Origin of the sequence: Siminovitchia sp. FSL H7-0308, assembly GCF_037980985.1 — a bacterium.
GTDB classification, from domain to species: domain Bacteria; phylum Bacillota; class Bacilli; order Bacillales; family Bacillaceae_C; genus Siminovitchia; species Siminovitchia thermophila.
The window spans coordinates 421,600-447,117 of record NZ_CP150282.1; the positions used below are offsets into that span (position 1 = coordinate 421,600).

Genomic DNA, 25,518 nt, shown 5'->3' on the forward strand with positions numbered 1-25,518 from the left:
TTCTCCACCTTCATTCCAAATTCTTTTTATCCGTTCAAACTACTTCGAACGTTCGATAAGCTATTTAGCATAATTGCTTTACATTACCTTTTTGACATTCGTCCATCTTTCTTAAATACTTTTGATAAATTACATATATAAAAATGATCATACATGTTTTGGTATCGATGGATTAGATGAATACAAACCGTCCTGTTGAGTTCGAGGTATCACTGAAAGTGTGAGTGATTAAATTCACTTGGCATATGAACATATTATGGGATTTCATAATTCTATAGATATAATGATAATATTTTAAATATTAATATTTTACAAAAATATCACTTTATGATATTGTCTTGTTAATCAACTCACCAATCATCTAAGGAACGAAGTTCTTTGGAAGTTGAAATTAATAAAAGGGGTGTTGTTTATGAGAAAACAATTAGGTGTTATTTTACTAGTTACTTTATTTTTGTTGTCTGTTCCTACGTTTGTAAGTGCAAGTCCATTAACCATACATGAAGAACCTATTTATTCACAATCGGTTAAAGAAGGCGATGAATCATTAAGTCGAATCATAAAAGGGAAAGATATTGATTTGTCCTTTTTAGCTGAAAATAACACGGTATTAAATGAGGTGCAATATCTAGAAAAATGGAATAAACATAATCCGGATTATGAAGTTTCAAACGTAAAAATAGTAGGAGATAATGAAGGAAGTGAATCCAATAGCGTTTCGCCTTCGGTCGTTATCGGTCCTGATGGACGAACCAAAGTTTCTAATATTAATGTTACCCCGTATAAACAAACGGTCTACTTGGAATCTATATATTTAAATACTTTTAATGAATTAGTGATTTATAGATGTTCAGGATCGTTTTTTAAAGATAATTTGGCTCAAGGAAAAGTGCTAACTTCTGCTCATTGTATTTATACACGTGAAATGGACGAGAACTTTGTTCAAGGTTATGTATTAGGAATGGCTATATATAGAGGAATGAAAGATGGAGTGTATGATGATGTTTCTTACGCAAGTTCTGTTAAAATTCCATCTGAATATATTAATACTGGGCAAATAGCTACTGACATTGGCGCTGTTACAATGCAGGATGATTTGTCTATTGGGTTAGGAACTTTAGATTTAGAAAATGCTTCCTCAAGAACTGTAAAAATTGGAGGTTATCCTGCTGATAAACCAAATTATAATCAGTATATAATGAGTGGGAGTGCTAACTTGAGCAATGGAGTTTTAAGCTATACAATTGACACTTATGGTGGACAAAGTGGTGCTCCTGTGTTGGATAATAATACAAACAAGGTTATCGGAGTCCATTCTGCAGGTAGCACAATTAATCAAAAAAATTATGGAACTGCTTTAGACCCACTTAAAATTCTTTTTTTAAAACAATAAAACAGGTGTTTCACTGAAATGAAGAGGATCATTTTCTTTTTGTTATTAGGTATAATAATAGCCATGATATTTTTTTTCTATAAACAAATAGTTTTTGAGAATAAGGAAGTAAAAAATGAAGTAGTGAAAGAAGAAGAGATTGAGTTTAAAATGTCTGGCTATTATTACTTCGGCTATCTTGATCAAAGAGAAAAACAAGATAGTGAGTTTGAAAAAGATTATTTTCATAATATGGATAACCACTTTCAAGATTATTATCATAACATGTTCATAATGTCTAAAAATGATAAAAAATTAGAAGAAGAATATATGAAATATTTTGAATCGATAGGCGGGTTGAGACTTTATTCAATACCGAGTACAGGTTTAAATTTAAAAAATGGTGACTATATAACTTTTATTGTGAAATCTCCTATTAAAGAATCATATCCTGCGATGATTGGGAAAATCGAAAGTGTTGAAGTGTTACATCCTAGAGTTGGTCATTAATCATTAAAGTTAAATTCATTTTAATGATACGAGGTAGATAAACGAATGATGTTTCTTCCAAAACCTTATAAAAAAAGAGTGGGATTTACCACTCTCAGCTTGTAGAGAAAGCAGGTATTTTTTCTCTATAAGCTTTTTTTATTATTTTTATCATATGTTCATCTGATTTTACCCTTTTTTTGCCTGTCGTCTCTGTGGAAAGAACGTGAATGCAGGCGCTGTTTTCCATAAAAACCGGGTAGGTTTTTATCTATATGTACGGCTTAATGTATAATAGAGAAAAACATGATTGAAACGGTTATCCGTTATGGAAGTGGATCAGGATGATAAAACTCTAAGGTGAAGGAGAGTCTTTCCTTGATTAAAATGAAACTCGTCGTTCCCCAAAAAAATTACATAACAAATGCGCTGGACAGGTTTCATGAGTTTCTTTTGACCGAAGAGAGTGAAGATCGTGAGGGGCCTGATTTCATATTGGAAGAAGTGGTTGTTCCTACGGATCAAGTAAGGGGAAAAACGTTTGATGCCGATGTGATCATTTCAAGGGGGCTCGTGTCAAAACTATTAAAAGAAAGTCACGATTCCACTCCAATCGTTGATATTCCTGTTCAAGGAATTGATTTGATCCGCAGCCTGGATGAATGCAGGAAACGTTTCGGACAAAAAAAGGTTGCGGTGATTGGTGCGGCGAACATGATTTTTGGTGTGGAGAATTTGGAGGATATTATTGAATTGCCGATTCACAAATATATTCTGGATGATATTCGTTCATCGGATCATCTCGTAGACTTGGCGGCAAGTGAAGGTTGCGAAGTTATCTTATCAGGTTATAATACGTGCAAATATGCCGACCAAATCGGGTTGAGAACGATGTTGATTGAAACTGGAAAAGAGTCGTTTCGGCAAGCCTTGACTGAAGCAAAGCGCCTCGCCATCGTAAGCAGGAAAGAGCAGGAGAAGGCCCAGCAATACAAAACCATTTTGGACAATGCCTATGAGGGGGTTATAGCTGTTGACCTAAATAGAAAAGTGTCCATTTTTAATATATCCGCTCAAAAAATATTGGGTATTTCCGGTTCTCATTTGCTTGGAGCTCCGATTACAGATGTTTTGTCTAAGGGTGAACTTCTTGACCGCCTGCTTGATGAAAAAGATTTTCACGAAGATATCATTTCCTATGAATCGATTCAGTTATCCGTGAAAAAAGCCGGGATCTTTCTCAAGGGCAAGCGTGTGGGAGATATGGTCGCTTTCCAGGATGTGACCGGAATTCAAGAAATGGAAGGAAAGATCCGTAAAAAAATGCATATGAGGGGCCATGTCGCGAAATATTCGTTTGGAGACATTTTTCACAAAAGTAAGGCCATCCAAGAAGTCATTGATACGGCAAAATCCTACAGCGAGGCGGATTCAAATATATTAATTATTGGGGAAACAGGAACGGGGAAGGAAATGTTTGCCCAAAGCGTTCATAACCATAGCCAGCGAAGCAATAATCCGTTTGTGGCGATTAATTGTGCCGCGCTTCCGGAGAGCTTGCTCGAAAGTGAACTTTTCGGTTATGTGGAAGGGGCCTTTACCGGAGCGATGAAAGGCGGCAAACAGGGTTTTTTCGAACTTGCGCATCGAGGGACGCTGTTTCTCGATGAAATTGGAGAAATCTCTCCCAAGTTGCAAAGCCGCTTGCTTCGCGTTCTCCAGGAAAGGGAAATTATGAGGGTCGGAGACGATAAAGTTATTCCGGTTGATGTAAGAATTATTGCGGCAACGAATCAAGACTTACTGAAAATGGTGCAAAATAACGAATTCCGGGCGGACTTATTTTATAGATTGAGTGTGCTGGATCTCAAACTGCCGCCATTGAGGGAGCGGCCCGAGGACATCGCGGTTTTGGCGGAGGCCTTTTTACAAAAAGTGACATTCACCAAATCGGCACTGCAATTGCTTTCAGAGCAAAGATGGGAAGGCAATATTCGTCAGCTGCAAAACTTTTGTGAAAGGTTGACAGTACTTTGCAAGGGACAAGTCATTGATGAACTGGAGCTGGCCAAGCATTTGCCGGAGCAAGGGGAGCGAGAGTCCACTGAAAGCAACCCATCCTTTTTATCCGAAAAAGAAAGAATCATCCGTGCTCTTGAAAAGCATCATTTTCATAAAGGGAAAGCGGCGGCTGAATTGGGAATGAGCCGGACAACGTTTTGGAGAAAACTGAAAACCTGGAGAATTGAAACGAAATGAAACAAAATGAGAAAAAATGTTTCGTTTTGTTTCATTTTTATTTCACGCAGTTGTGATTCCATTGAGATGATGGATGGCATCATATTTGCATAATATTATCTTAGAACGATGTATGAAGTAGGAGTGAACCACAATGAAGACGGAAGAAATATGCGAACTTGTCCGCCCGCTCATCCCTGAAGGCCGAATTTTAACCCAAATAGCAGACAGATATTCATATAGTTTTGATGCTTCTTTCGGGGAATATTTGCCCGATCTCGTTATCCAACCGGAAAATAAAGAGCAGATTGCGGCTATTATGAAGCTTGCCAATGAACATATGATCCCTATATATCCAAGAGGGGCGGCCACATCGTTAAGCGGCGGCTCGCTGCCTGTAAAAGGCGGTATTGTCCTTGACATGTCCCAGTTTCATAAGAAGCTGGTTATTGACAGGGAAAATTTACTGGCCATCGTTTCTCCCAGCGTCATTACCGGAGACATTCATCAACAGGCAGAAGAAGCAGGATTGTTTTATCCGCCCGATCCAAGCAGTTCCCACGTTTCTACAATAGGCGGAAATTTGCTTGAAAATTCGAGCGGGCCAAAAGGATTAAAATATGGAACGACGAAGGAATATGCCATAGGTCTCGAAGTCGTTACACCAACAGGGGAGATCATCCGTACCGGCGGGAAGACAGTGAAAAATGTAACCGGGTATGATTTAACGCGACTGATTGTCGGTTCGGAAGGAACGCTTGGAATTGTGACTGAGGCGATAGTAAGGTTGATACCGAAACCGCAGGCTCGGAAAACATTGCTTGCATCGTTTGAAAGATTAATAGATTCGGGTCATGCCATAACGAATATTTTATCTGCCGGAATTTTGCCAAGCGCAATGGAATTAATGGATAACGCTTGCATCCGTGCGGTAGAAAGCTACACGCCAAGCGGGCTGCCGGTCGAAGCGGAAGCGATCATTATTGTTGAAATTGATGGGCATGAGGCAGCCATCGCCGAGGAAATCCAACGATGTGAAGCGATTTGTTTTGCACAAAAAGCAACAGAAGTGAGGGTGGCCCAAACCGAGGAAGAACGGGCTAACATTTGGAGGGCGAGAAAGATGGTTTCGCCTGCGATCACAAAAATGGGCCCAACGAAAATTTCTGAAGATGCAACGGTCCCCCGGAGCGAAATTCCGAAAATGATGGAGCGGCTACATGCCATACGTGACAAATATCAACTAAACCTCGTGGTGTTTGGCCATGCCGGAGACGGAAACCTTCATCCAAATATTATTACGGATAAGCGGAATGTGGAAGAAATGAAGCGGGTGGAGTCCGCGGTGAGTGAGATTTTTGAAGCAGCGGTTGAATTGGGCGGCACACTGTCGGGAGAGCACGGCATTGGTACGTTGAAGTCGCCGTATATGGAAATGGAACTCGGAAAAGAAGGCGTTCAGATGATGAAAAAAATTAAAGATGCCTGGGACCCGAACGGAATTTTGAATCCCGGCAAAATTTTTCCGCAGCCCGGTCAAACAAAGGTGGTTTTAACGTGAAAAACAATGCTGTCTGTCATCCAGAACATCAATACGTTTCTCTGCTCCATGAACTGACTTATGAGGCGGCTAATATGTGTGTTCAGTGTGGTTATTGCCTTCCAGCCTGCCCTACGTATGAATCGATGGGGAAGGAATCCCAATCGCCGAGAGGGAGAATCAATCTAGTGAAAATGGCGGCAGAAGGCAAAATTGATTTGCAAAAAGACCTTGCCGAACCGATTGATCTTTGTCTTGGCTGTCGCGCCTGTGAAGTTGCCTGCCCGGTAAGCGTCCCTTACGGTGAAATCTATGAAGCGGCCAGGAGCGTCATTGCCCAGCAGCAAAAAGAGGAGGAGAACAAGTCTTCTGTTGGCGTAAAGATTCGCGACAAAGTGCTGAACAATGTTTTTCCTCACCGCAAACGGCTTCGTCTGATCGGAAACGCCACATGGCTTTATCAAAAAACAGGCGCCAACAAGTTGGCCCGTAAGCTGAAGCTCGTGCATAAAGTATCCGAGTCGATGGGGCAGTTTGAAAAAATCCTGCCGAATGTGGAATCTCCATTGAAGCGGTATAAATATGGTGAAATCTATCCGGCCGACGGCGAGAAAAAAGCGACTGTCGCTTTTTTTACAGGATGTGTCATGGATGCCATGATGTCAAACATAAACCGGATGACCATTGAATTGCTCCAGAAAGTGGGGTGTAAGGTGTTTATCCCCAAAGCACAAAGCTGTTGCGGTGCATTGCATGCCCACCAGGGAATGATACAGGAAGCAAAAGAATTGGCAAAAGCCAATATCGAGGCTTTCGAATCGTCCGGAGCGGCCTATTTTATCAACAATGCCGGTGGTTGCGGCGCGATGCTTTGTGAATATGATAAGCATTTAAAAGGAGAGCCAGAATGGGAAGAGCGTGCCCGGCGGTTTACTGAAAAGTCCCGCGATATAACAGAAATGCTCGTGGAGTATGGCCCGCTTCCTTATAAAAAAGAGGAATGGGACGGGATCATTACGTATCAGGATTCCTGTCATTTGCGAAACGTCCAGGGTGTATCCATCCAACCGAGGGAGCTGTTACGCTCGGTTCCGGGGGCCGAGTTTGTGGAAATGAAAGGGAGCGACCGTTGCTGTGCTTCCGGCGGAATCTATAATTTGATCCACTTTGATGAATCGATGAAAATCCTTGATGATAAAATGGAAAACGTTAAAGCAACCAAAGCCAAAACGATCGTGACGACCAACCCGGGCTGCCTGTTGCAAATGAAGCTGGGGGTGGAAAGAAGCGGACTTGAGAATGCCCGGGCTTTGCATATTGTGGAGGTGCTCGCGGAAGCTTGCGGGATTGAATCATAAAAGAGCGCATGGCGGCTCAGGCGCTCTTTTATCCGGCATGTAAGGTGCCGCGTAAGCCTCCCACATCGAAATCTTGAGTGAATATAAAAGGTCTAAGTGTGAGAAACGGCACCTAAATGCCCTATTAGTTCAACTAACATTCAGCAGGAGATGGAAAGAAAACGCCTACTGAATGAAGTTTCACTTTATGCCGTAAATATACTTCAATAGTCATCTTGCCGTCTTCCTGCTATCCATTCAGTGCGCTGCCAACAGCAATTTCGTCTTTCGCTTGTTTATCCGCTTGTTGTTTTTCAGGGAAGAGAAGGCTGAAAATGACACCGAAGGCCAAAGCGATAAAAAATGTGGTAAAGCGGGAAGAGATGATTTCCTCAAGAGGCGTGGAGATCCAGACGACCGTTCCCACAAATCCGGAAATAATCGTGGCGATCACGCCGGTTCCAGAGTATTTTCTCCAAAAGAAGGTGAGAATGATGGCCGGTGAGAGTGTGCAACCGACTCCTGCCCATGCCCAACTGACAATCAAATAAACGAGCGATTTGGAAAAAAGGGCGATCATGAGTCCAAGGAAGCCGGCTCCAAGGATCGTTAGCCTGGATACCAAAACGAGCTTTTTTTCTGACAAGTTGATACCAAGCGCATTTCGGACAATATCTTCGCTGACGGAACTCGTTACCACAAGTAATTGCGAATCTGCTGTCGAAATGATCGCTGCCAAAATACCGGCAAGAAGGATGCCCGCAATCCACTCAGGGAACAAATCAAGAACCATTAAGGGCAAGATCGTTTCCACATCCGCAAAAGCTTGGCCTCTATATAATGTCAAAGCGGTAATCCCGATCAAGAAAGCCCCGGTATAGGCAAACACGGTCCATAAAATCGCCACTGCTGTTCCCGTGTTGGCTTCTGATCTGTTTTTTAATGCCATAAAACGCGCGCTTAATTGTGGTTGGCCTCCAAGAAATCCGAAGAACCAGGCAAAATTGTTAAATAGTAAAAGACCCAGTGCGAATCCTGTTAATCCGCCCGTCCACGAATCCATCGTCGGACCCGCACTTACTAAGGCATCAAGGATGGACAGATTCTCCGCTTTGATTTTAAATAATGCGATAATGGGCAGGCCGACAAGGGTAAGCAGCATCATCAAGCTTTGAATCATATCGGTCCAGACGACGGCGATGAATCCGCCGAGATAAGAGAGCAGAATGACAATGCTGATACTGATCAAAACGCCTGTCACCGGCTTGATGCCAAAGACGGTAAACAATGTTTTCCCCGCGCCGGCGATTTGGGCGCCAAAATAAAACATCATAAAGCTGATAATCAGTATGGTACATATCCACAGAATGATTTTGGCTTTCGATTCAAACCTTTTGGCCAAGTATCCGGGGAGTGTCATAACTTGATATTTTTCGGCTTCTCCCATAAACTTTTTCGCCAAAAACAACCAAGAAAAGATGATGCCCGATGCAATGCCTACAGCTACCCAAATGGCAGAAAAACCGGTCATAAACACAAAACCCGTATAGCCAAGCAGAAGCCAGGCGGATTCGCCTGTCGCCCTTTCTGAAAAGGCAAGCGTCCAGCCGGGCAGCTTTTTACCGCCAAGAAGAAACTCCGAATGTCCCATGTCTTTCCTGCTGAAATAGTATCCCACCGCGACCAATATCAGACAATACAAGGCGAATTCAACAAGTATGACAGTATGCATTGTCATCTACTCCTTATTTTTAGTCGATCACAAATATACTTTCTGGCCGATGTTTCGTTGTACCGCGCTTTCGTATATTTTCAGTGCTGCGACAAGATCAAAAAGAGCCATGCCAGTCGACTTAAATAAAACGGGCCTTTCATCAGTTCTGTTTATGGCACCCACCTTGTTGACAATAACATTTGAAAAAGGGATGATTTGCCGGGGAGCCATCCAAGCGTTTTTAAGAGGATCGATCACGTCTCCTGTTTCGTTTTTTGCATCAAGCGTGTCAATATACATACGGGAAGCGCCCTTGAATAGAGCTTCGGGAAATTCCCTCATGTCCACCCGAAAGGAGCCGATTCCAATGATGAGCTTTCCCGAATATATGTGCTGGTTATTTGGTAAAACCGGCTGTTTTGAAGTTGTTGCGGTAATCACGATGTCGGATTGTTTCACGAGTTTTTCTAGAGAGTCTTCCGCTGTGATGTCGATATCGGGAGCGATTTTCAGTTTCAGCTTTTCAATAAAAGCTTCTGTTTTTGGGCGTGAACGGTTCCATAAAACGATCTTATTAAAATCCCGTTCTTTACATGCCGCAGTTAACTGATGTAACCCTTGAGCGCCTAATCCAACGAGACCGATGATTTTCGCATCCCGTTTGGCCAAGTGTCTTACAGCCAAGCCGCCGAGTGACCCGGTTCGCATATTTGTCAACGTTGTGCCATTTAAAATAGCTTTCACTTGACCACTCTTGCCACAAAGCAGGATCATCAGTCCCTGAGTGACAGGAGTTTCTATATTATCAGGGAAAACGCTTACAATTTTGGTGCCGATTGACTCAGCCGCTATACACGGCATGAGCAGAAAGGTATTTTCTCCTGTCGATAATTGCATTCTTTGTCCCATGACGAATTGTTTTTGATGGTAAAGTTTGTAGGCATGTTCCAAAGAATCCGTTATTTGAGTGATATGAATCGCCTTTTGGATGTCTTTTTCACCCAATAACAACAAGGTTTGTCGCCTCCTTTTATATCGCGTTATACAATGGCATGTTCCAGCACTAGATCATTTTCTGCAAACCGTTCAAATCGTAAAGGCGTCAAGTCAATCGTTTCATATGCTCCTTTGCATATGAGTTCTGCCAAGCCTAGTCCAACCCCCGGAGCCTGCTGCATCCCGTGTCCGCTAAAGCCGAGTGCCATGTAATAGCCGCGCATTTCCGGATGGGAGCCGATAATGGCATTTTGGTCTTTCAGATTATAATCGTACAGTCCCGCCCAGCCTGATTCGAGTTTCAGGCTTTCAAAGTTGGTGATTCGGTGGGCAAGAATTGGCCATAGCTCCTCGAAATGGGAGCGCTTCCAATCGAAATCATATCCAGGCTTTACATGATCGGAAAATCCGGTAATGATCCGGTCGCCTTCGTGGCGAAAATATACTCCCGTTGGATCGACTGTAAGTGGAAGCGGGTTTTTCAACGGTACGGCAGGATCGAACAAAAAGATCTGTCTCTTTAAAGCTACTATTGGGAGAGGAAGACCCATTTTTTCACTAAGCTCGGCACCCCAGGCACCCGCACAGTTCATCACGACTTTCGCTTCCTCTACCCTGCCGCTTTTTGTTTTGACCCCTGTCACCTGGCCGCGGTCATGGAGGATCATGTCGACTTCTTCGGAAACATATTCAACATCCTTTTTCCGGGCCTCATATTTATATGCTTGCATCACGGAATAGGGATCCAGATACCCGTCCTCCGGACAAAACAATCCGCCGGCCAAATCAGTTGGATTCAACTCCGGAATAATAGCGAGCAGCTCTGCCGGCTCTAAAAATCTGGATGGCACGCCGAGCTCGTTTTGCAGCTTTTGTTGTTTCTCCATCGCCGACAGCATATCATCTGTGGCGAGGAATAAATATCCACGCTGTTTGAAATCGATCTCTGCGGGATCGCCGTTTATTTTCATTGTTTGAGAGAACTGTTTATACTGCTGAAGGCTGTAGCGGCTGAGCGTTATGTTGATGGCTGTTGTGAAAAGCTGCCTGATGCCTCCGGCACTTCGGGGAGTCGAAGCGTATTCATAGGCGGGATCTTTTTCAAAAACGATTATTTGTCCTTCATAGCCGCATTTCCGCAAATGGTATGCGGTACTCGATCCCATAACTCCTCCTCCGACAATAATGATGCGATGTTTCAATGACTTGCCTCCTCTCTGCTGATTACATGTCATTATAAAGTAGATACTCATTCAATCAATATAAAATATGCACAACATTTAGAATATAAAAATAGTGGAATTTTGCTATAATTTTTGTACATGGAGAGAAACTTTATCTCGTTCGGGGGTTGGAACATGAAAATTCTTGAGCAAATTGCACAATCAATCGTGGAACAAACTTCCTCTTTATTAGGGGTATCCATGAGCATTACAGATGCAGAAGGGGTGATTGTCGCCTGTGATCGGAAAGAGAGAATTGGGTCGTTGCACCGTGCATCCGCCCAGGTAATCAGAGAAGGGAGAGAAGTTGTTTTTACAAAAAACAAAGCCAAGATTCTTGAAAATGTACTGCCCGGTATTGCTACGCCTATCCGTTTGCACAATCAAATCATTGGCGTACTCGGAATTATCGGAGAACCATCAGAAGTGGAAAAGTTTGTCAACATCGTTCGCAACCATGTAGAAATGATACTTCATGAGAACTTTCGAACCGAGTCACTGCTCCTTCAAATGAAAACAACTGAACTGTTCGTACAGCACTTGATTCATTTTAATGAATGGGAGAATAATGGCGAGCTGGAAAACTATTGCGAAATGCTCGGTTATCGGTTTCATCTACCCAGAGTTTGTCTGATCCTCCACCTGCCTTCGCTGGCACAAATAAAGGCAGAAGCAAAACCTGTTGCTTTTTCCCAAATAGAACTTAAAAACGTTATTTGTCATCTATTCCAAGCCACCATGAGTGATATTGTGTGTCCGATTGGCCAAGACAAGTGGATTGTTCTCAAACAAATCGAAGAGCAAAAAATGGGAACGTTAGCGGAGTTATGCGAACGTTCTGCTAGAAAGTTGACTTTGTTTCTGGAGCGGCATCATCTTCATTGCAAGGTTTCCATTTCATACGGCAAATGCTACAAGGGGCTTGAAGGAGCCTCCAAATCGTATCGACAGGCTCACAAAGCGCTCATCATTGGTTTGGAGAAAAACAAGAACAATGCAGTCTATTCGTTTGACAGTTGGGCAATTCTTCCCGACATCTTCTTGGAGGAAATGGACTTTTCCTTTTTAGACCTTTTCGCTGATGACATACAAAAAATATGGGCGCATCCCGAAGCGGAAATGCTGGTCAAGACGTTTCTTTCTTACTGTGAAAATAATATGAATGTTAGCCGGACTGCGAGGTTTCTATATGTGCACCGCAATACGCTCATTTATAGACTGAATAAAATCAACCAATTATTCAAAATTGACGTCCAGTCCTTTGAACAATGCCAAGTCTTGTACATCGTATTAAAAAAAAGTATAGAAAACAGAGCTTTGCAAAGGAAGGGGTGAAATTTTTACGAAAACAATATACCCAATGGCAATAAAGATACCATTCCCGCGCTCGGCGAGAATGACAGTGAAAGATGGATAATTGAGCAAAACAGCGATGATCATTCTTTCGTTCCCAAACCGCTACAGGGAGATGACTGGATTTACAAGAACGCTTTAACGAGTGGGCATACGCCAACGGATGAAGTGAAAATTCCCGTCATGTTTGTTTTTTCTAAAAAAGGGTATTGGTTAAACATTACACTGGAGAAAAAGATGAACAGGGGGAGTAAGAAACGTGAGTATGACATCTTCCATACCCGATAATACACCTGATTTGAAGGCTGGTTCAAACTTACAAATAAAGTCTTTTGTGAAAGGAGACCCGTCACCATTTCATAACATCGATTATAATAAGACAGGTGTTTACGAATTGACTGATTACACTTTTAGAACACCTTTGGAAAAAATGGATGTTTTCAATGAACTGCTTACGATTCCGTATCCGTGTGAGATCTGGATATTGCCTGTTACAGAGCCAACTACCGCTTTGTTAAAAGAATTACCCAAAAACAAAACCTACGAAAAAACTGCTTCGTTATTCACACTGTTATTGTCCGTTAAACAAACGATGGAAAGGGACCGGACCTTTTTGGTGGCACAACATCAGACAGCTGGCGAAATCATAAAAATTCTTGAAAAGCTGGGCTTTACCGTTACAGAAAAAAGCCCTGAACAATTAACATCCATACAGTTGGCATAAAAGGCAGGGCCACAAGTGGAAAGCGGATGGATATTCGCGCAAATCGTGACAATAAAATCGCGTGAAATCAAGGTTTGTACATTTGATTTCAGGCGGTTTGTTTTTTGTTATAAAAGACGGACAGTGATCAGTGGATGGCGTTTCTGCTTGCAATTATTCATTTTTAAGAATAATCTGATACAAAAGACAAACTGGAAAATGATCTAGTTTTTTGAATACATACATGATCTTCGGCAATTTATAAAAACGAAAATGTAAAATAGGGAAATAGTACGATAGGTATTGTTGGGAGACCTTTTTTGGAGGGGAATGGGATAGATGCGGTGCGGCCCCAATTTGTTTGTATCATATTTAAATATACATTGAATTTGAGCGGGGGGAATGGATATGCATGTTGCGATTGCGGGCGGAAGTGGTTTTCTTGGTAAAGTGTTGCAAAAGCAGCTTTTGAACAATGGCTTTCGCGTGACTATTTTATCAAGAGATCCTGACAAGGTCGAAAAATCAGAAGGTCTTGCGGCTGTCAAATGGCTAGTTGATGGAGCACGGCCTGAAGAAGAACTGATAAATGTGGATGCTTTCGTCAATCTGGCAGGAGAAACGATTAATGGAATCAGATGGACAAGCAAAAAGAAGGATAGAATTGTAAGAAGCAGGCGGGCTGCAACGAAAGAACTGATACGCTTGGCGGAAAAAATGGCCCACAAACCGAAAGTGTTGGTCAATGCTTCGGCTATTGGGTATTATGGCATGTCTGCCACGGAAACATTTACAGAAGCTTCAAGGAGCGAGGCGACCGACTTTTTGGCAACTGTCGTAAAAGATTGGGAAGAACAAGCCTTGGCGGCGGAAGGACTTGGAATTCGAACCGTGCTTGTCAGATTGGGCCTGATTCTTGGAAAAGAAGGCGCGCTCCCTTTGATGGCACTTCCTTATAAGTTGGGGGTGGGAGGGACGGTCGGCTCCGGTGAACAATGGGTTTCCTGGATTCATGTGGAGGATGCGGCCCGTTTAATAGCTTTTGTAATCGAGCATCCTGCTATTTCTGGACCGATAAACGCCACAGCACCCAAGCCGGTTCAAATGAAAGAGTTTGGAAAAACGCTCGGCGCTGTTTTGGGGCGGCCGGATTGGCTTCCGGTTCCTGAATGGTTCATTCGCGTGTTACTGGGAGAAATGAGCAATATGCTCGTTCGGGGGCAGCGGGTGACTCCCGAAATGGCGATCAAACATCAATTTGATTTTTTGTATCCGAATATAGAGATTGCATTAAAAGAAATATTAGATAATAATAGATGACAAGTTTATCAAAAAATAGATTTTTTATCCAATTTATGCTACCATTTATCTATACAGTAGCATGACTAGAGGATGAAGATATGAGCCTAGAAAAGATGAATATAGGTGCGATGATTAAATATCATCGCCAATTAAGGAATATGACCCAGTCCGAATTATGCAAGGGAATTTGTTCTGTCACACATTTAAGCAAGTTTGAGAACTATAACAAAGAAGCAAATTGGGAAACGATCATGCTGCTGCTCGATCGGTTGGGCATTTCACTGGATTCCATTCAGCAGACATCAGAAAAGATTTCTACAGAACTTTCCGATTTACTCGATGCGGTGCTTTCGTATGATAAGGAACGGGCAACGGAGTGCTACAATCGTGTGAAGGAATTACAAGAGTGTATTACGTTTTCCAACTATATATCACTCTATCATTTATATGTATATCGCTATCACTTGCTGATGAATCATTTGGAGGAAGCTGAAAAGGAACAAGAAATTATCAGACAAATAGTCAATTCAATGCCAGAACAGGAAAAAGAGCTTTATGAATTTATTAATGGCGCTTACTATATTATAAAAGGTGATTATAAATTATCTTTGGATACTCTGCTAAAAGTAGAAGCGAATGATCTATTGCCGTCTTCGTGGCAAGCGGAACTCTATTATTTCATTGCCTTCAATTATGCTAATCTAAAAGATAGCAGCAGCAGTGTTGCATACGGCCATAAAGCGTTGGAGGCGTTTTCCAGATCGTTTAATTATTTGCGAATATTGCATACCCAGTTTCTATTAGGCATTGCGTATACAGATTTGGGCATTTACGAGAATGCCACTGAACAATATAACTATATATTTAAAAATATGAACTTGATTAATGCGGATGAATTAAAGTCGGCCATGTATAACAATTATGCCTTGCTCTTAGAGAAAATGGGCGAAATGGATCAGGCTGCCCGCTATTATCTCCTTTCAATGGAACATGCGCAGACGGAAACGGAGTATTTAACGAGCTTGTGCAGTTACACCGAGCTTCTCATTTCCCTGGGCCGGAAAGAACAAGCACTCGAAAATATTTCAAAAATACTGCAGGAAACAAAAGCAAGCTCCATGAGGAAGCAGCAGCTCATTTTCAAATATTATCAATACTTATTGAAAAACAGAAAAGATAGAGCGATGGACTTTCTGGAAAATGACTTGCTTCCATATTTGGAAAAGACCTATTTTATAGAAGATTATAATAAATTCGCTTTATCCTTGGCCCGATATTATTCAGACTCTAACTTGGATAAAGCTCTTTATTATTATAAAAAAGTCGCGGAAAGGGGGGAATGAAAATGAAAAAGCTATATTTAACAGCAGGAGTGGCATTTGCGCTGTACGTCGCTCCAATTATTGGAGGAGTCGTCCCTCAAGCACCACCAATCTTTCCTCCGGTATAAAAATGAACTGCTCCGCCTTGGAGCAGTTTTTTACTTCTGATATAATAAAATAAACTTCATCGCATTTGAGTAGGGGAACCGGTGTCGCCGGTTGAGAAAGCATTGGTGAAATGCTGACCCTTTGAACCTGATCTGGTTCATACCAGCGAAGGGAACGTCAATGAATACAAATATATACTTTTGGCGCCTTTTGGGTTCTTTTTTCCCGGGCGCTTTTTATCATTCAAGGAGGAACATCCAATGAATAAATGGTGGGCAGGTTGCATCACATTGCTTTTATTCCTGGCAGGCTGCGGGAACAATGCGGCCGATAAAAATGAAAATGAAAAAAAAGAAGAAAAAGGACATCAAAAGGTGTCGGTCGTACTCGATTGGTCGCCCAATACAAATCATACGGGGCTTTATGTGGCGAAGGAAAAAGGCTTTTTTGAAGAAGAAGGCCTGGATGTTGACATCATCATGCCGGGGGAAGCTGGCTCTGATCAGCTTGTTGCTTCTGGAAAGTCCGAATTTGGAGTGAGTTACCAAGAAAGCGTGACAGAGGCGCGTGTTCAAGACGTGCCGATTGTGTCTCTTGCAGCCGTGATACAGCACAATACATCCGGTTTTGCCTCCCTTAAGGAAAAGAACATTACATCTCCGAAAGACTTTGAAGGAAAAACGTATGGCGGCTGGGGAGCCCCGCTTGAGGAAGCGGTCCTGGCGTCACTGATGGAGGTGTCTGGCGCCGATATAGAGAAAGTGGATATTGTCAACATGGGAGAAGCGGACTTTTTTACCGCTGTGCAAAGAGATGTTGATTTCGCTTGGATTTATTATGCATGGACGGGAGTGGAAGCGGAGCTTCGCGGGGAAAAATTGAATATGATTTACTTGACCGATTACTCTGATCAGCTTGATTATTATACGCCAGTCATTACGACGAATGAGGAAATGATCAAATCGGATCCGGATACGGTTAAAGCATTTATGGCAGCCGTCTCCAAAGGGTACGAGTTTGCTATCAGCCAACCCGAAAAAGCTGCGGAGATATTGATCAAAGCGGTACCGGATCTTGATCCGGAGCTTGTGAAAAAAAGTCAGGAATGGCTTTCTCCCCGCTATCAAGATGATGCGGCCCGCTGGGGAGAACAAAAGGCCGAAGTATGGAAAAACTACATGGACTGGATGCTTGAAAAAGATTTGCTCGAAAAGGAAATGGATGTAGAAAAAGCCTTCACGAATGAATTTTTACCCAAATAGGAGGAGTAAACGATGACAAACTCACTGATCAGCATACAGATCATCCCGAAAACAAAAAGTGGCGAAGACGTTATTCCATATGTCGATGAAGCGATTAGAGTCATTGAGGAATCCGGAGTCCGTTATGAAGTACATCCTTTGGAAACGACGATGGAAGGGGACTTTACCAAATTGATGGATGTTGTGAAAAAAATGAATGACCGGATGATTGAAATGGGCAGTAAAAATGTGATCTCCCAAGTGAAAATATTGTATCAGCCGGACGGAATTTCCATGGGCCAATTGACGGAGAAATACCGGTAATGAAAGTGCTGGTCAAAAAAGGATGGAGGCCACTGGGGGTCCTCCTCCTTTTATTATGTATATGGGAAGTATACGTAAAACTTGCCAACATTCAGGGCTGGCTGCTTCCTGCCCCCAGCTCCATTGCAAAAGAAGGGGTTTCCGGATATGCGGAACTCGCGCCGCATATCCAGTCTACAGTTGGACTGGCCATTGGAGGATTTTTGATCGGATGTGCAGTTGGTATTCTTGTCGCCATCTTGCTTCATTTAGTGCCGGGATTTCACGAATCCGTTTATCCGCTCCTCATTTTATCGCAGAATGTGCCGATTATTGTATTGGCGCCGCTTCTGGTGATTTGGTTGGGGTTTGGGCTTTTACCCAAAGTCATTGTCATTACCCTTGTCTGTTTTTTCCCTGTCGCGGTAGCGGCGATGGACGGGTTTAGGAGTGCCCCGGCCGAGATGAAGCGATATATGTTAATGGTCGGTGCTTCAAAAATGCAAATATTTACAAAGCTGGAATGGCCATACGCTTTATCATCTGTCTTTTCCGGACTCAAAATTTCCGCCACATACAGCATCATGGGGGCGGTGATCTCGGAGTGGCTCGGAGCGAAAAAGGGGCTTGGTGTTTATATGACGCTCGCTTCCTCCTCATTTCGCACGGATCGCGTTTTTGTCGCGATTTTCATTATTATGTTCTTGAGTTTGCTGTTTTTTGGGGTGATTACCTTGATGGAAAACAGGCTGATCAAGTGGAGAAAAAGGAAGGTACTGTGAATGGGCCATTTAACAATACAAGGTGTAAGTAAAAGTTTCGGACAAAAAGAAGTGTTGCGAGATATTCAACTGAACATTGCAGAGGGCGAATTTATCTCGATTCTCGGACCTTCCGGAAGTGGAAAAAGCACTTTGTTTCATGTGATTGGCGGTTTGCTAAAGCCTGATCAAGGTTCCATCTTTTTACATGACCAGGAGATTACCGGAAAGCGGGGTTTTATTAGTTATATGCCGCAGCATCACGCGCTTTTTCCATGGCGCACTGTCCTTCAAAATGTCCTGCTGGGCCAGGAGTTGCAGGGAGGAAAACAGGATCAACAAAAAGCGTTCGATATGATCCACAAAGCTGGTTTGGCCGGGTACGAACATTCGCTGCCCGATGCTTTGTCTGGCGGAATGAAACAAAGGGCTTCTTTTATTCGGGCGTTATTAAACCCGCAGCCGCTTATACTTTTGGATGAGCCATTTTCGGCATTGGACGATTTTACCCGGCAAGATATGCAAAAGTGGCTTCAGTCAGTTTGGATGGAATATCGCCGGACGATTCTTTTCATCACTCATAATATAGAAGAAGCATTGTTCCTCTCGGACCGAATTGCCATTTTGTCGACGAATCCAGCAACGGTCGTCAAACAGTTCGAGGTTCCATTTGAGAGACCGCGAACAGGAAATCTCGTTTTATCAAATGAATTTTTAGAGTGGAAGCGCCTTGTTGCAAATCATATCGCCAAACAGGATGATGAAAATGCGTAAGATGATTGATTCACATATTCACCTTGATTTTTATAAAGATGAAGAGATAACGGACATATTGGGAGAGATGGAGCAGATGAATTGTGCGGGACTCATTTCCGTTTCCTTCCATTTGGAATCGTCCAAGCGAAATATGGCGCTAAGCAAAAAATATTCCCATGTTTACCCTGCTTTCGGATTCCATCCAGAACAGCCGCTTCCTAGTGATCGGGAATTGGCTGATTTCATTTCCTGGATGGAGGCCCGGGTAGATTTGCTGACGGCTGTAGGCGAGGTGGGCCTGCCGTATTATTTGCGGAACGAGCATGGTCCAGGCTTCCAACTGGAAGGCTATATCGAATTGCTCGAAGAGTTTATCAAATTGGCAAAAAGATGGGACAAGCCCATTGTTCTTCATGCCGTTTACGATGATGCTCCCCTAGCGTGCGACCTGCTCGAAAAACACGAGGTGACAAATGCCCATTTTCACTGGTTTAAAGGAGACAAGAAGACAATCCAAAGAATGGCGGCCAATGGTTTTTATATTTCAATTACACCCGATATCTTGTACGAAGAAGAAATTCAAGAGGTTGCCAAGCAATATCCACTCCGCCAAATGATGGTGGAAACGGATGGACCGTGGCGTTTTGAAGGACCTTTTTCCGGAAAAATGACCCATCCGGCCATGATTCATGACGCGATCCCGGCAATTGCCCGGCTTAAAAAAACGCCCCTCCCGATTGTATATGATCTGTTATACCAAAACACAATCAAATTTTACCGCCTATGAAGCCGAATACGTTTTAATGGACCCCAAAACGGAAAAAGAAAAAGAAACGAAGTGGAGGGATTCAAATGACATCAGAACCTGGACAAAATAAAATAGATCGGGCAAAAGCTTTGGCGAACCGCAATAAAAAAGATAAGGCCTTTTACAAAGATAAAGCGAAGCAAGCCCAACGCGACCAACTCGTTATGCCAGTTGATGACCTTTCCGATGACTTGATTGAAAAGCGCGAAGAAAACGAAGACGATAAAAGGGGAACCTATGGGCCGAAGGATTTATAGATAGACAAAAAGCAGTAATCGAGAAAATACCGGGATTACTGCTTTTTCGTTTCAGATAAAAATTGACGGTTTTTTTTGCAATTTTATATATGTAAATAAGAGCTTTTTATTATTACCGCCAAGGCCGAAGCATTAAAAGTTTAACAAGTGAATAACAAGTAAGCATTAGACGCTTAACGTTGTGTAACAACGGGAGGGGGCTGTTTTTTATAAAAAAAACCGAACGGCGCTAATTCTTTTTACTGTACTAGCTTTTCTCTGTTTCGAAAGACAAACCGGATAAATTTTTTTAAAAAAGAAGGAAAACATATACGAGATCTAAAATACATATCTATAATAAACAATTTAAGGGGAGGGAACCGCTGTTTGTCTTCATACGATAAGCTGTCAGATCAGAAATTAGCAAGTTTTTTTGTGGAAATTAACAAGAATATCAAAAAAGGAAAGCTTTCTAAGGCAATGAATTATGAAATAGCCTTGATCCAAGCTGTTGCTGATAAACGTGGACTTTCAAAATTAGACTTGCAAAAGCTTTACTTGAAAAGTGCTCGATATCTATGATGATGCCCGAGCGGTGAAGGTGAAAAGGAAAGCTGACATGAAATTAATCTTGACATCGTCTTCAAGCACCTTTAATATATAAAATAATATGATTTGTTTGATATGTGATGGCTATGACGAAGAGAAGTAGCTGTATCTTGGCACTAAAGAGAGCCGGTGGTTGGTGAAAACCGGTGTGCGGGAACAGTGAATGGGCTTCCGAGCTTCCAAACCGAACCTTGCTGAGGGCAGGCAGTAGGCTTTGGCGTATTCTCGGCGTTATAACGAGACGGGCATTAAGCATTGGCGCTTGTTGCCGGCAAAGTGGGCTGTGCAAACAGCTAATAAAGGTGGTACCACGGGTTTCCTCGTCCTTTGGATGAGGAGCCCTTTTTGTTTTTCATAAAGAAAATCGATGAATAAGAAGAGTACGCTTGGCGCATTCGAATCAGAGAGCTGGTGATGGTGGGAAACCGGCACGAATCGCCTTGTGGAATGGCCTTATGAGAGGCTTTCTGAAGTCAGAGTAGGAAAGCACGGTTTCCTCCGTTAACGGGATAGGGTATCGAATGGTTGAAGACGATTCTGTACCCGAAAGAGAAGGAAATTTTTTATTTCCAAAATGAGGTGGCACCGCGATACATTCGCCCTCTATAAATGCACTTTTGTGTATTTATGGAGGGCTTTTTTTTATGAAAAATGAGATGGGAGGAATGATGATGCAAACTTATTTGCAAAAGCTGATGGCGGGAAATCATTTAAGCGTGGATGAAATGACGGCCGCGGCAAGAATATTATGTTCTGGAGAGGCGACGGACAGCCAAGCGGGCGCGTTATTGGGACTGCTTGCTTTAAAAGGTGAAACGGCTGATGAAATCGCGGGGCTTGTTCAGGCGATTCGGGAAAGGTCCCTTCCCATCAAAAAGACGAGAGGAAGTGTGATGGATAATTGCGGAACAGGCGGGGATGGGTCCAAAAGCTTTAATATTAGCACTGCGTCTGCATTCGTGATAGCCGGTGCCGGGATTAAAGTGGCAAAGCATGGAAATCGCAATATCTCTAGCCAAACCGGAAGCGCAGATGTACTAGAGTATCTCGGTGTTTACTTGGAAAATACTCCAGAAGAAACGCAAGAGCTGCTAGAGGAAAACGGAATTGCCTTCTTGTTCGCTCCTTATGTTCATCCAGCCATGAAAAGAGTAATGAAAGTAAGAAAAGATTTACGCGTGCCAACTATTTTCAATTTAATTGGACCGCTGACCAATCCGATTGAGCTTGATACCCAGCTTGTCGGCATTTACCGCCGCGATAAGTTACAGATTATGGGTGAAGTGTTAAAACGCCTTGGAAGGAAAAGAGCTGTCATTGTAAACGGTGCCGGTCATATGGACGAATTGTCGCTTGCTGGAGAAAATCATCTCGTCATTTTGGATGAAGGCGAGCTGAACTCCATTAAGCTCCACCCGGATGAAGTGGATTTGCCGACATATTCCATTGAAGAGATCACAGGCGGGGACGCGGAACGAAATGCCAGGATTATGATGAGCATTTTAAGAGGGGATCAAGGTCCGTTCCGCGACACAGTGCTGTTAAATGCCGGTGTCGGCATATTTGCGAACGGCAAAGTTGACACCATTCAGGCGGGAATTCAATGTGCGAAAGAAAGTATTGATTCAGGCGCAGCATTGTCCAAACTGGAATTTTTAATAAGAAAGAATGAACGAATGAAACGGGGAGTGGTATGAATGACGATTCTTGACCGGATTATAGCCCAAAAAGACATTGAGGTGCGTGAGTTAAAAACGATTTATACTTCCTGCCAAGTAAAGCCCCAAAGAAGAAAATCGCTGTTTAACAGCATTCGTGATGCAGACACGATGAGTGTCATTGCCGAGGTGAAAAGGGCGTCGCCTTCTAAAGGAGATATTAAGCAAGATGTCGATCCAATCAGGCAGGCCCAAAAATACGAAGAGGCAGGAGCAAGTGCGATTTCTGTTCTAACCGACCGCCAATTTTTTAAAGGGTCGATGGCTGATTTGGCTGCTGTCTCCGCTGCTTTGCCTGAACTGCCTTTATTGTGCAAAGATTTTATCATCGACCGAGTGCAGATTGATGCCGCGGTTGACCACGGAGCAAGCGTTATTTTGCTTATCGCCGCAGCTTTAAGGGAAAAACAGCTTAAAGACCTTTATGATTATGCGCAATCAATGCAGTTAGATGTATTGTTTGAAGTCCACAACGAGCGGGAAGCTGAAACGGCTTTAAGAATCGGAGCCAATATCGTTGGCATCAATAATCGGGATTTGAAAACTTTTCATGTCGATTTGGCGGTGACGGAGCGAGTGGCCGCCCTCGTTAAAAACGAAAATGTTGTCATTGTCAGTGAAAGTGGGTTACGAACGAAAGAAGATGCTACTTTTGTAAAAGAAGCTGGTGCAAGTGCTGTTCTAGTCGGTGAAACATTGATGAAAGCAGAAGATATTGCGGGTACAATGTCTGATTTGAAAATTCCCCTGTTGAGGGCGGTGCGCTGATTGCGAGTCAAAATTTGCGGAATTACAACAGAAGACGCTGCTATAGCGGCTTCCCGTTCTGGTGCTGATATGATCGGTTTCGTATTTGCGGAAAGTTCGCGAAGAATCAGTCCGGAAAAGGCAAAAGAAATTGTTCAATTGCTCTCGGACAATGTAAAGATAACAGGCGTTTTTGTAAATGAAAAGGCCGAGGTCATACGCGATATCAAAGAAATGGTGAGCTTAGATTACGTGCAACTGCACGGTGACGAATCACCGGAGTTTTGTAAAAGTCTTGGAGTTCCGGTCATTAAAGCCTTGGCCATCCGGGAAAAAAGCGTTATCGAAAAAATGTCCCAATATAACTGCGACTATTTTTTACTTGACAGCCCCGGAGTACAGTATCGCGGGGGGAGCGGTAAAACCTTTGATTGGCATCTCCTTCAAGACAGGGATATTCCAAACGAAAAAATCATCCTTGCCGGGGGACTGAATGAGATAAATGTCCATGATGCCATTCGAACCGTTCGTCCCGCAATGGTCGACGTATCAAGCGGTGTAGAAACGAACGGAAAAAAAGATGTAAAAAAGATTGCTGCGTTTATTAAAGCGGTAAAAGGGAGAGAGAAGGATGTCCGTGTACACATTACCTGATCATAGAGGAAAATACGGCGAGTTTGGCGGTCGGTTTGTGCCAGAAACGTTGATGACGGCCGTGCTTGAACTGGAAGAAGAATACGCTAAAGCAATTGAAGACCCCGAATTTGAAAGGCAAATGGCCTATTATCTAAAACAATACATCGGGAGGGAAACCCCGCTTTATTATGCGGAGAGCCTATCAAAACAGCTTGGCGGAGCCAAAATTTATTTGAAACGGGAAGATCTAAATCATACTGGAGCCCATAAAATTAATAACACAATCGGCCAGGCCCTTCTTACACTCAGAATGGGAAAGAAAAAGGTTGTAGCTGAAACGGGAGCGGGACAACACGGTGTCGCAACAGCAACGGTATGTGCCCTTCTCGGATTGGAATGTATCGTTTTTATGGGGGAAGAAGATATTCGGCGGCAACAGTTGAACGTATTCCGAATGGAGCTGCTCGGAGCGGAAGTCAGAAGCGTATCGCAAGGAAACGGCACATTGAAGGATGCGGTTAACGAAGCGCTTCGCTACTGGGTTGCGCATGTAGAAGATACTCATTATATTTTAGGTTCGGTTGTCGGTCCTCATCCGTTTCCACAAATTGTCCGTGATTTTCAAAGTGTGATTGGAAGAGAGACGAAGCAGCAATTGCTTGGGCAAGAAGGTAGGCTGCCGGAGGCAATTGTGGCTTGTGTTGGCGGGGGAAGCAACGCAATGGGAATGTTTTATCCGTTCATCAATGATAAGCATGTGAAAATGTACGGTGTCGAAGCCGCTGGTCCGGGGATCGAAACAGGCAAGCACTCAGCTACCCTTACTAGCGGAAAAGCGGGGGTATTGCACGGGACATTGACATATCTCCTTCAGGATGATGCGGGACAAATCCTGCCGGCTCATTCTATCTCGGCGGGTTTGGATTATCCTGGGGTTGGTCCGGAACATTCCCATTTAAACGAATCAGGGCGCGTGACATACACTTCCGCAACGGATGAAGAAGCGCTTGAATCGTTTCAGTTGTTGGCAAAAACAGAGGGAATTATTCCTGCGCTCGAAAGTTCCCATGCCGTTGCATTTGGAGCCAAATTGGCCAAAAGAATGGCTCCCAATGAAATCATTGTTATCTGCTTATCAGGCAGGGGCGACAAAGATGTAGATACAGTCAGAACAGCGTTGGGAGGAAAAGAGAATGGGTAAAAAACGGATTGATGAAGCATTAGCCCGTGTATTGGAACGGGGAGACAAAGCGTTTGTCCCTTATATAATGGCAGGGGACGGAGGGTTGGACAATTTGCATGGACAAATTACTTTTTTAGAAAAATGCGGGGCTACAATTGTGGAACTAGGCATTCCTTTTTCCGACCCTGTCGCGGACGGACCGACTATTCAAGAGGCTGGAATCCGGGCTTTGGCAAGCGGAACGACGATGCAGGCGGTACTTGACGTTTTAAAGGAAGGAAAAGCGGATCGCCATGTTCCGATCGTGATCATGACTTATTTCAATCTTATTTATTCCTATGGAATAGAAAAGTTTGCCCAAATGTGTGTGGAAGCGGGAGTTGACGGGCTCATTATTCCAGATGTGCCGCTTGAGGAAGAAGAACTCGTGACCCCCGCACTTTCCGAACATGATATAGCCTTGATTCGTCTCGCTTCTCCAACAAGTCCTCGCGGCAGGATGGCCGAAATCGCCAGCAGAACAGAAGGATTTCTTTACGCCGTGACCGTCAAAGGAACAACTGGCGCGAGAACGGATTATGAAGCTGGGATAGCCGACTATTTGAAAACATTAAAGTCTTTTTCTGCCACTCCAGTCCTTGCTGGTTTTGGCGTCTCCAATCCGGAGCATGTAAAAGAGCTGGGAGAACATTGTGACGGAGTGATCGTCGGAAGTAAAATTGTTCAACTGCTGGCGGATGGGAAACATGAGGAAATCAAGACACTTGTGCAATCCTCGAGATTTTCAGAGGAAAAAACTTTAAGCGATTTATAATATTTTGGC

Annotated in this window: 24 protein-coding genes, 1 riboswitch and 2 other annotated features; of the genes, 21 read left to right on the forward strand and 3 right to left on the reverse strand. The window is 43.2% G+C overall.

From position 1 onward, the window contains the following. The first annotated feature begins 412 nt into the window (after positions 1 to 412). From MHB50_RS01985 to MHB50_RS02005, 5 genes are all read left to right on the forward strand, one after another. Positions 413 to 1,393, forward strand: a complete 981-nt coding sequence (locus tag MHB50_RS01985) for a trypsin-like peptidase domain-containing protein (RefSeq protein ID WP_077109901.1) — start codon at positions 413 to 415, stop codon at positions 1,391 to 1,393. Positions 1,394 to 1,411: 18 nt separating this feature from the next. Continuing rightward, positions 1,412 to 1,882, forward strand: a complete 471-nt coding sequence (locus tag MHB50_RS01990) for a hypothetical protein (protein ID WP_077109902.1) — start codon at positions 1,412 to 1,414, stop codon at positions 1,880 to 1,882. A 366-nt stretch (positions 1,883 to 2,248) separates the two neighbouring features. Next, complete coding sequence (locus MHB50_RS01995; protein WP_236016988.1) at positions 2,249 to 4,120, forward strand: sigma 54-interacting transcriptional regulator; 1,872 nt, start codon at positions 2,249 to 2,251, stop codon at positions 4,118 to 4,120. Between the two features lie 133 nt (positions 4,121 to 4,253). Further along, a complete protein-coding gene (locus MHB50_RS02000; RefSeq protein WP_077109903.1) occupies positions 4,254 to 5,660 on the forward strand; it encodes an FAD-linked oxidase C-terminal domain-containing protein in 1,407 nt (468 codons plus the stop codon). Beyond that, positions 5,657 to 6,997 (forward strand): (Fe-S)-binding protein, encoded by a 1,341-nt coding sequence (locus MHB50_RS02005; protein ID WP_321189652.1) that lies wholly within the window; start codon positions 5,657 to 5,659, stop codon positions 6,995 to 6,997. The genes MHB50_RS02000 and MHB50_RS02005 overlap by 4 nt, the downstream gene beginning before the upstream one ends. Positions 6,998 to 7,226: 229 nt before the next feature. Here the strand turns inward: MHB50_RS02005 and MHB50_RS02010 are convergent, their stop codons facing one another. From MHB50_RS02010 to MHB50_RS02020, 3 genes are read right to left on the reverse strand one after another with little or no spacing between them, the layout of a single operon-like run. Next, a complete protein-coding gene (locus MHB50_RS02010) occupies positions 7,227 to 8,708 on the reverse strand; it encodes a sodium/proline symporter (RefSeq protein ID WP_077109904.1) in 1,482 nt (493 codons plus the stop codon). A gap of 27 nt (positions 8,709 to 8,735) precedes the next feature. Then, on the reverse strand, positions 8,736 to 9,704 hold the full coding sequence (locus tag MHB50_RS02015; RefSeq protein WP_077109905.1) for an ornithine cyclodeaminase family protein: 969 nt from the start codon (positions 9,702 to 9,704) through the stop codon (positions 8,736 to 8,738). 26 nt (positions 9,705 to 9,730) lie between these two features. Beyond that, on the reverse strand, positions 9,731 to 10,888 hold the full coding sequence (locus tag MHB50_RS02020; protein ID WP_077109906.1) for an FAD-binding oxidoreductase: 1,158 nt from the start codon (positions 10,886 to 10,888) through the stop codon (positions 9,731 to 9,733). A gap of 156 nt (positions 10,889 to 11,044) precedes the next feature. On the opposite strand from MHB50_RS02020, the gene MHB50_RS02025 reads away from it, so the two are divergent. The 16 genes from MHB50_RS02025 to trpA all read left to right on the forward strand — a co-directional run bounded on the left by MHB50_RS02025 (position 11,045) and on the right by trpA (position 25,509). After that, positions 11,045 to 12,244 (forward strand): sugar diacid recognition domain-containing protein, encoded by a 1,200-nt coding sequence (locus tag MHB50_RS02025; protein WP_077109907.1) that lies wholly within the window; start codon positions 11,045 to 11,047, stop codon positions 12,242 to 12,244. Between the two features lie 277 nt (positions 12,245 to 12,521). Continuing rightward, the gene (locus tag MHB50_RS02030) at positions 12,522 to 12,986 is read left to right on the forward strand and encodes a hypothetical protein (protein ID WP_083717277.1); all 465 of its coding nucleotides are present in this window, start codon (positions 12,522 to 12,524) and stop codon (positions 12,984 to 12,986) included. A 387-nt stretch (positions 12,987 to 13,373) separates the two neighbouring features. Next, complete coding sequence (locus MHB50_RS02035; protein WP_077109908.1) at positions 13,374 to 14,285, forward strand: TIGR01777 family oxidoreductase; 912 nt, start codon at positions 13,374 to 13,376, stop codon at positions 14,283 to 14,285. A gap of 80 nt (positions 14,286 to 14,365) precedes the next feature. Continuing rightward, on the forward strand, positions 14,366 to 15,610 hold the full coding sequence (locus MHB50_RS02040; protein WP_077109909.1) for a helix-turn-helix transcriptional regulator: 1,245 nt from the start codon (positions 14,366 to 14,368) through the stop codon (positions 15,608 to 15,610). A gap of 168 nt (positions 15,611 to 15,778) precedes the next feature. After that, a riboswitch (TPP riboswitch) is annotated at positions 15,779 to 15,889 on the forward strand. Between the two features lie 68 nt (positions 15,890 to 15,957). Next, positions 15,958 to 16,959 carry an ABC transporter substrate-binding protein gene (locus MHB50_RS02045; RefSeq protein WP_077109910.1) on the forward strand — a complete coding sequence of 334 codons (1,002 nt, stop codon included), beginning with the start codon at positions 15,958 to 15,960 and terminating at the stop codon, positions 16,957 to 16,959. A gap of 12 nt (positions 16,960 to 16,971) precedes the next feature. After that, positions 16,972 to 17,262 (forward strand): thiamine-binding protein, encoded by a 291-nt coding sequence (locus MHB50_RS02050; RefSeq protein ID WP_077109911.1) that lies wholly within the window; start codon positions 16,972 to 16,974, stop codon positions 17,260 to 17,262. Then, entirely contained in the window at positions 17,262 to 18,023 is a 762-nt protein-coding gene (locus MHB50_RS02055; RefSeq protein WP_077109912.1) for an ABC transporter permease, read from the forward strand. The genes MHB50_RS02050 and MHB50_RS02055 overlap by 1 nt, the downstream gene beginning before the upstream one ends. After that, entirely contained in the window at positions 18,024 to 18,776 is a 753-nt protein-coding gene (locus tag MHB50_RS02060) for an ABC transporter ATP-binding protein (protein ID WP_077109913.1), read from the forward strand. Beyond that, entirely contained in the window at positions 18,769 to 19,545 is a 777-nt protein-coding gene (locus MHB50_RS02065; protein WP_077109914.1) for a TatD family hydrolase, read from the forward strand. Before MHB50_RS02060 ends, MHB50_RS02065 begins: the two co-directional genes overlap by 8 nt. Before the next feature lie 65 nt (positions 19,546 to 19,610). Continuing rightward, entirely contained in the window at positions 19,611 to 19,823 is a 213-nt protein-coding gene (locus tag MHB50_RS02070; protein ID WP_205178847.1) for a hypothetical protein, read from the forward strand. 366 nt (positions 19,824 to 20,189) lie between these two features. Beyond that, entirely contained in the window at positions 20,190 to 20,384 is a 195-nt protein-coding gene (locus MHB50_RS02075) for a hypothetical protein (protein WP_077109916.1), read from the forward strand. 104 nt (positions 20,385 to 20,488) lie between these two features. Further along, positions 20,489 to 20,742: a binding site (T-box leader), on the forward strand. Between the two features lie 27 nt (positions 20,743 to 20,769). Then, positions 20,770 to 21,018, forward strand: a binding site (T-box leader). A gap of 64 nt (positions 21,019 to 21,082) precedes the next feature. Then, the gene (gene trpD, locus MHB50_RS02080) at positions 21,083 to 22,108 is read left to right on the forward strand and encodes an anthranilate phosphoribosyltransferase (RefSeq protein ID WP_205178863.1); all 1,026 of its coding nucleotides are present in this window, start codon (positions 21,083 to 21,085) and stop codon (positions 22,106 to 22,108) included. Then, positions 22,109 to 22,897 carry an indole-3-glycerol phosphate synthase TrpC gene (gene trpC, locus MHB50_RS02085; protein ID WP_205178849.1) on the forward strand — a complete coding sequence of 263 codons (789 nt, stop codon included), beginning with the start codon at positions 22,109 to 22,111 and terminating at the stop codon, positions 22,895 to 22,897. It begins immediately after the preceding gene. Beyond that, positions 22,898 to 23,530: a phosphoribosylanthranilate isomerase gene (locus MHB50_RS02090; RefSeq protein ID WP_205178851.1), complete on the forward strand. Its 633-nt coding sequence runs from the start codon at positions 22,898 to 22,900 to the stop codon at positions 23,528 to 23,530. Beyond that, on the forward strand, positions 23,508 to 24,713 hold the full coding sequence (gene trpB / locus MHB50_RS02095; protein ID WP_205178853.1) for a tryptophan synthase subunit beta: 1,206 nt from the start codon (positions 23,508 to 23,510) through the stop codon (positions 24,711 to 24,713). Before MHB50_RS02090 ends, trpB begins: the two co-directional genes overlap by 23 nt. After that, entirely contained in the window at positions 24,706 to 25,509 is an 804-nt protein-coding gene (gene trpA / locus MHB50_RS02100; RefSeq protein WP_339161531.1) for a tryptophan synthase subunit alpha, read from the forward strand. The genes trpB and trpA overlap by 8 nt, the downstream gene beginning before the upstream one ends. Positions 25,510 to 25,518 lie beyond the last annotated feature (9 nt).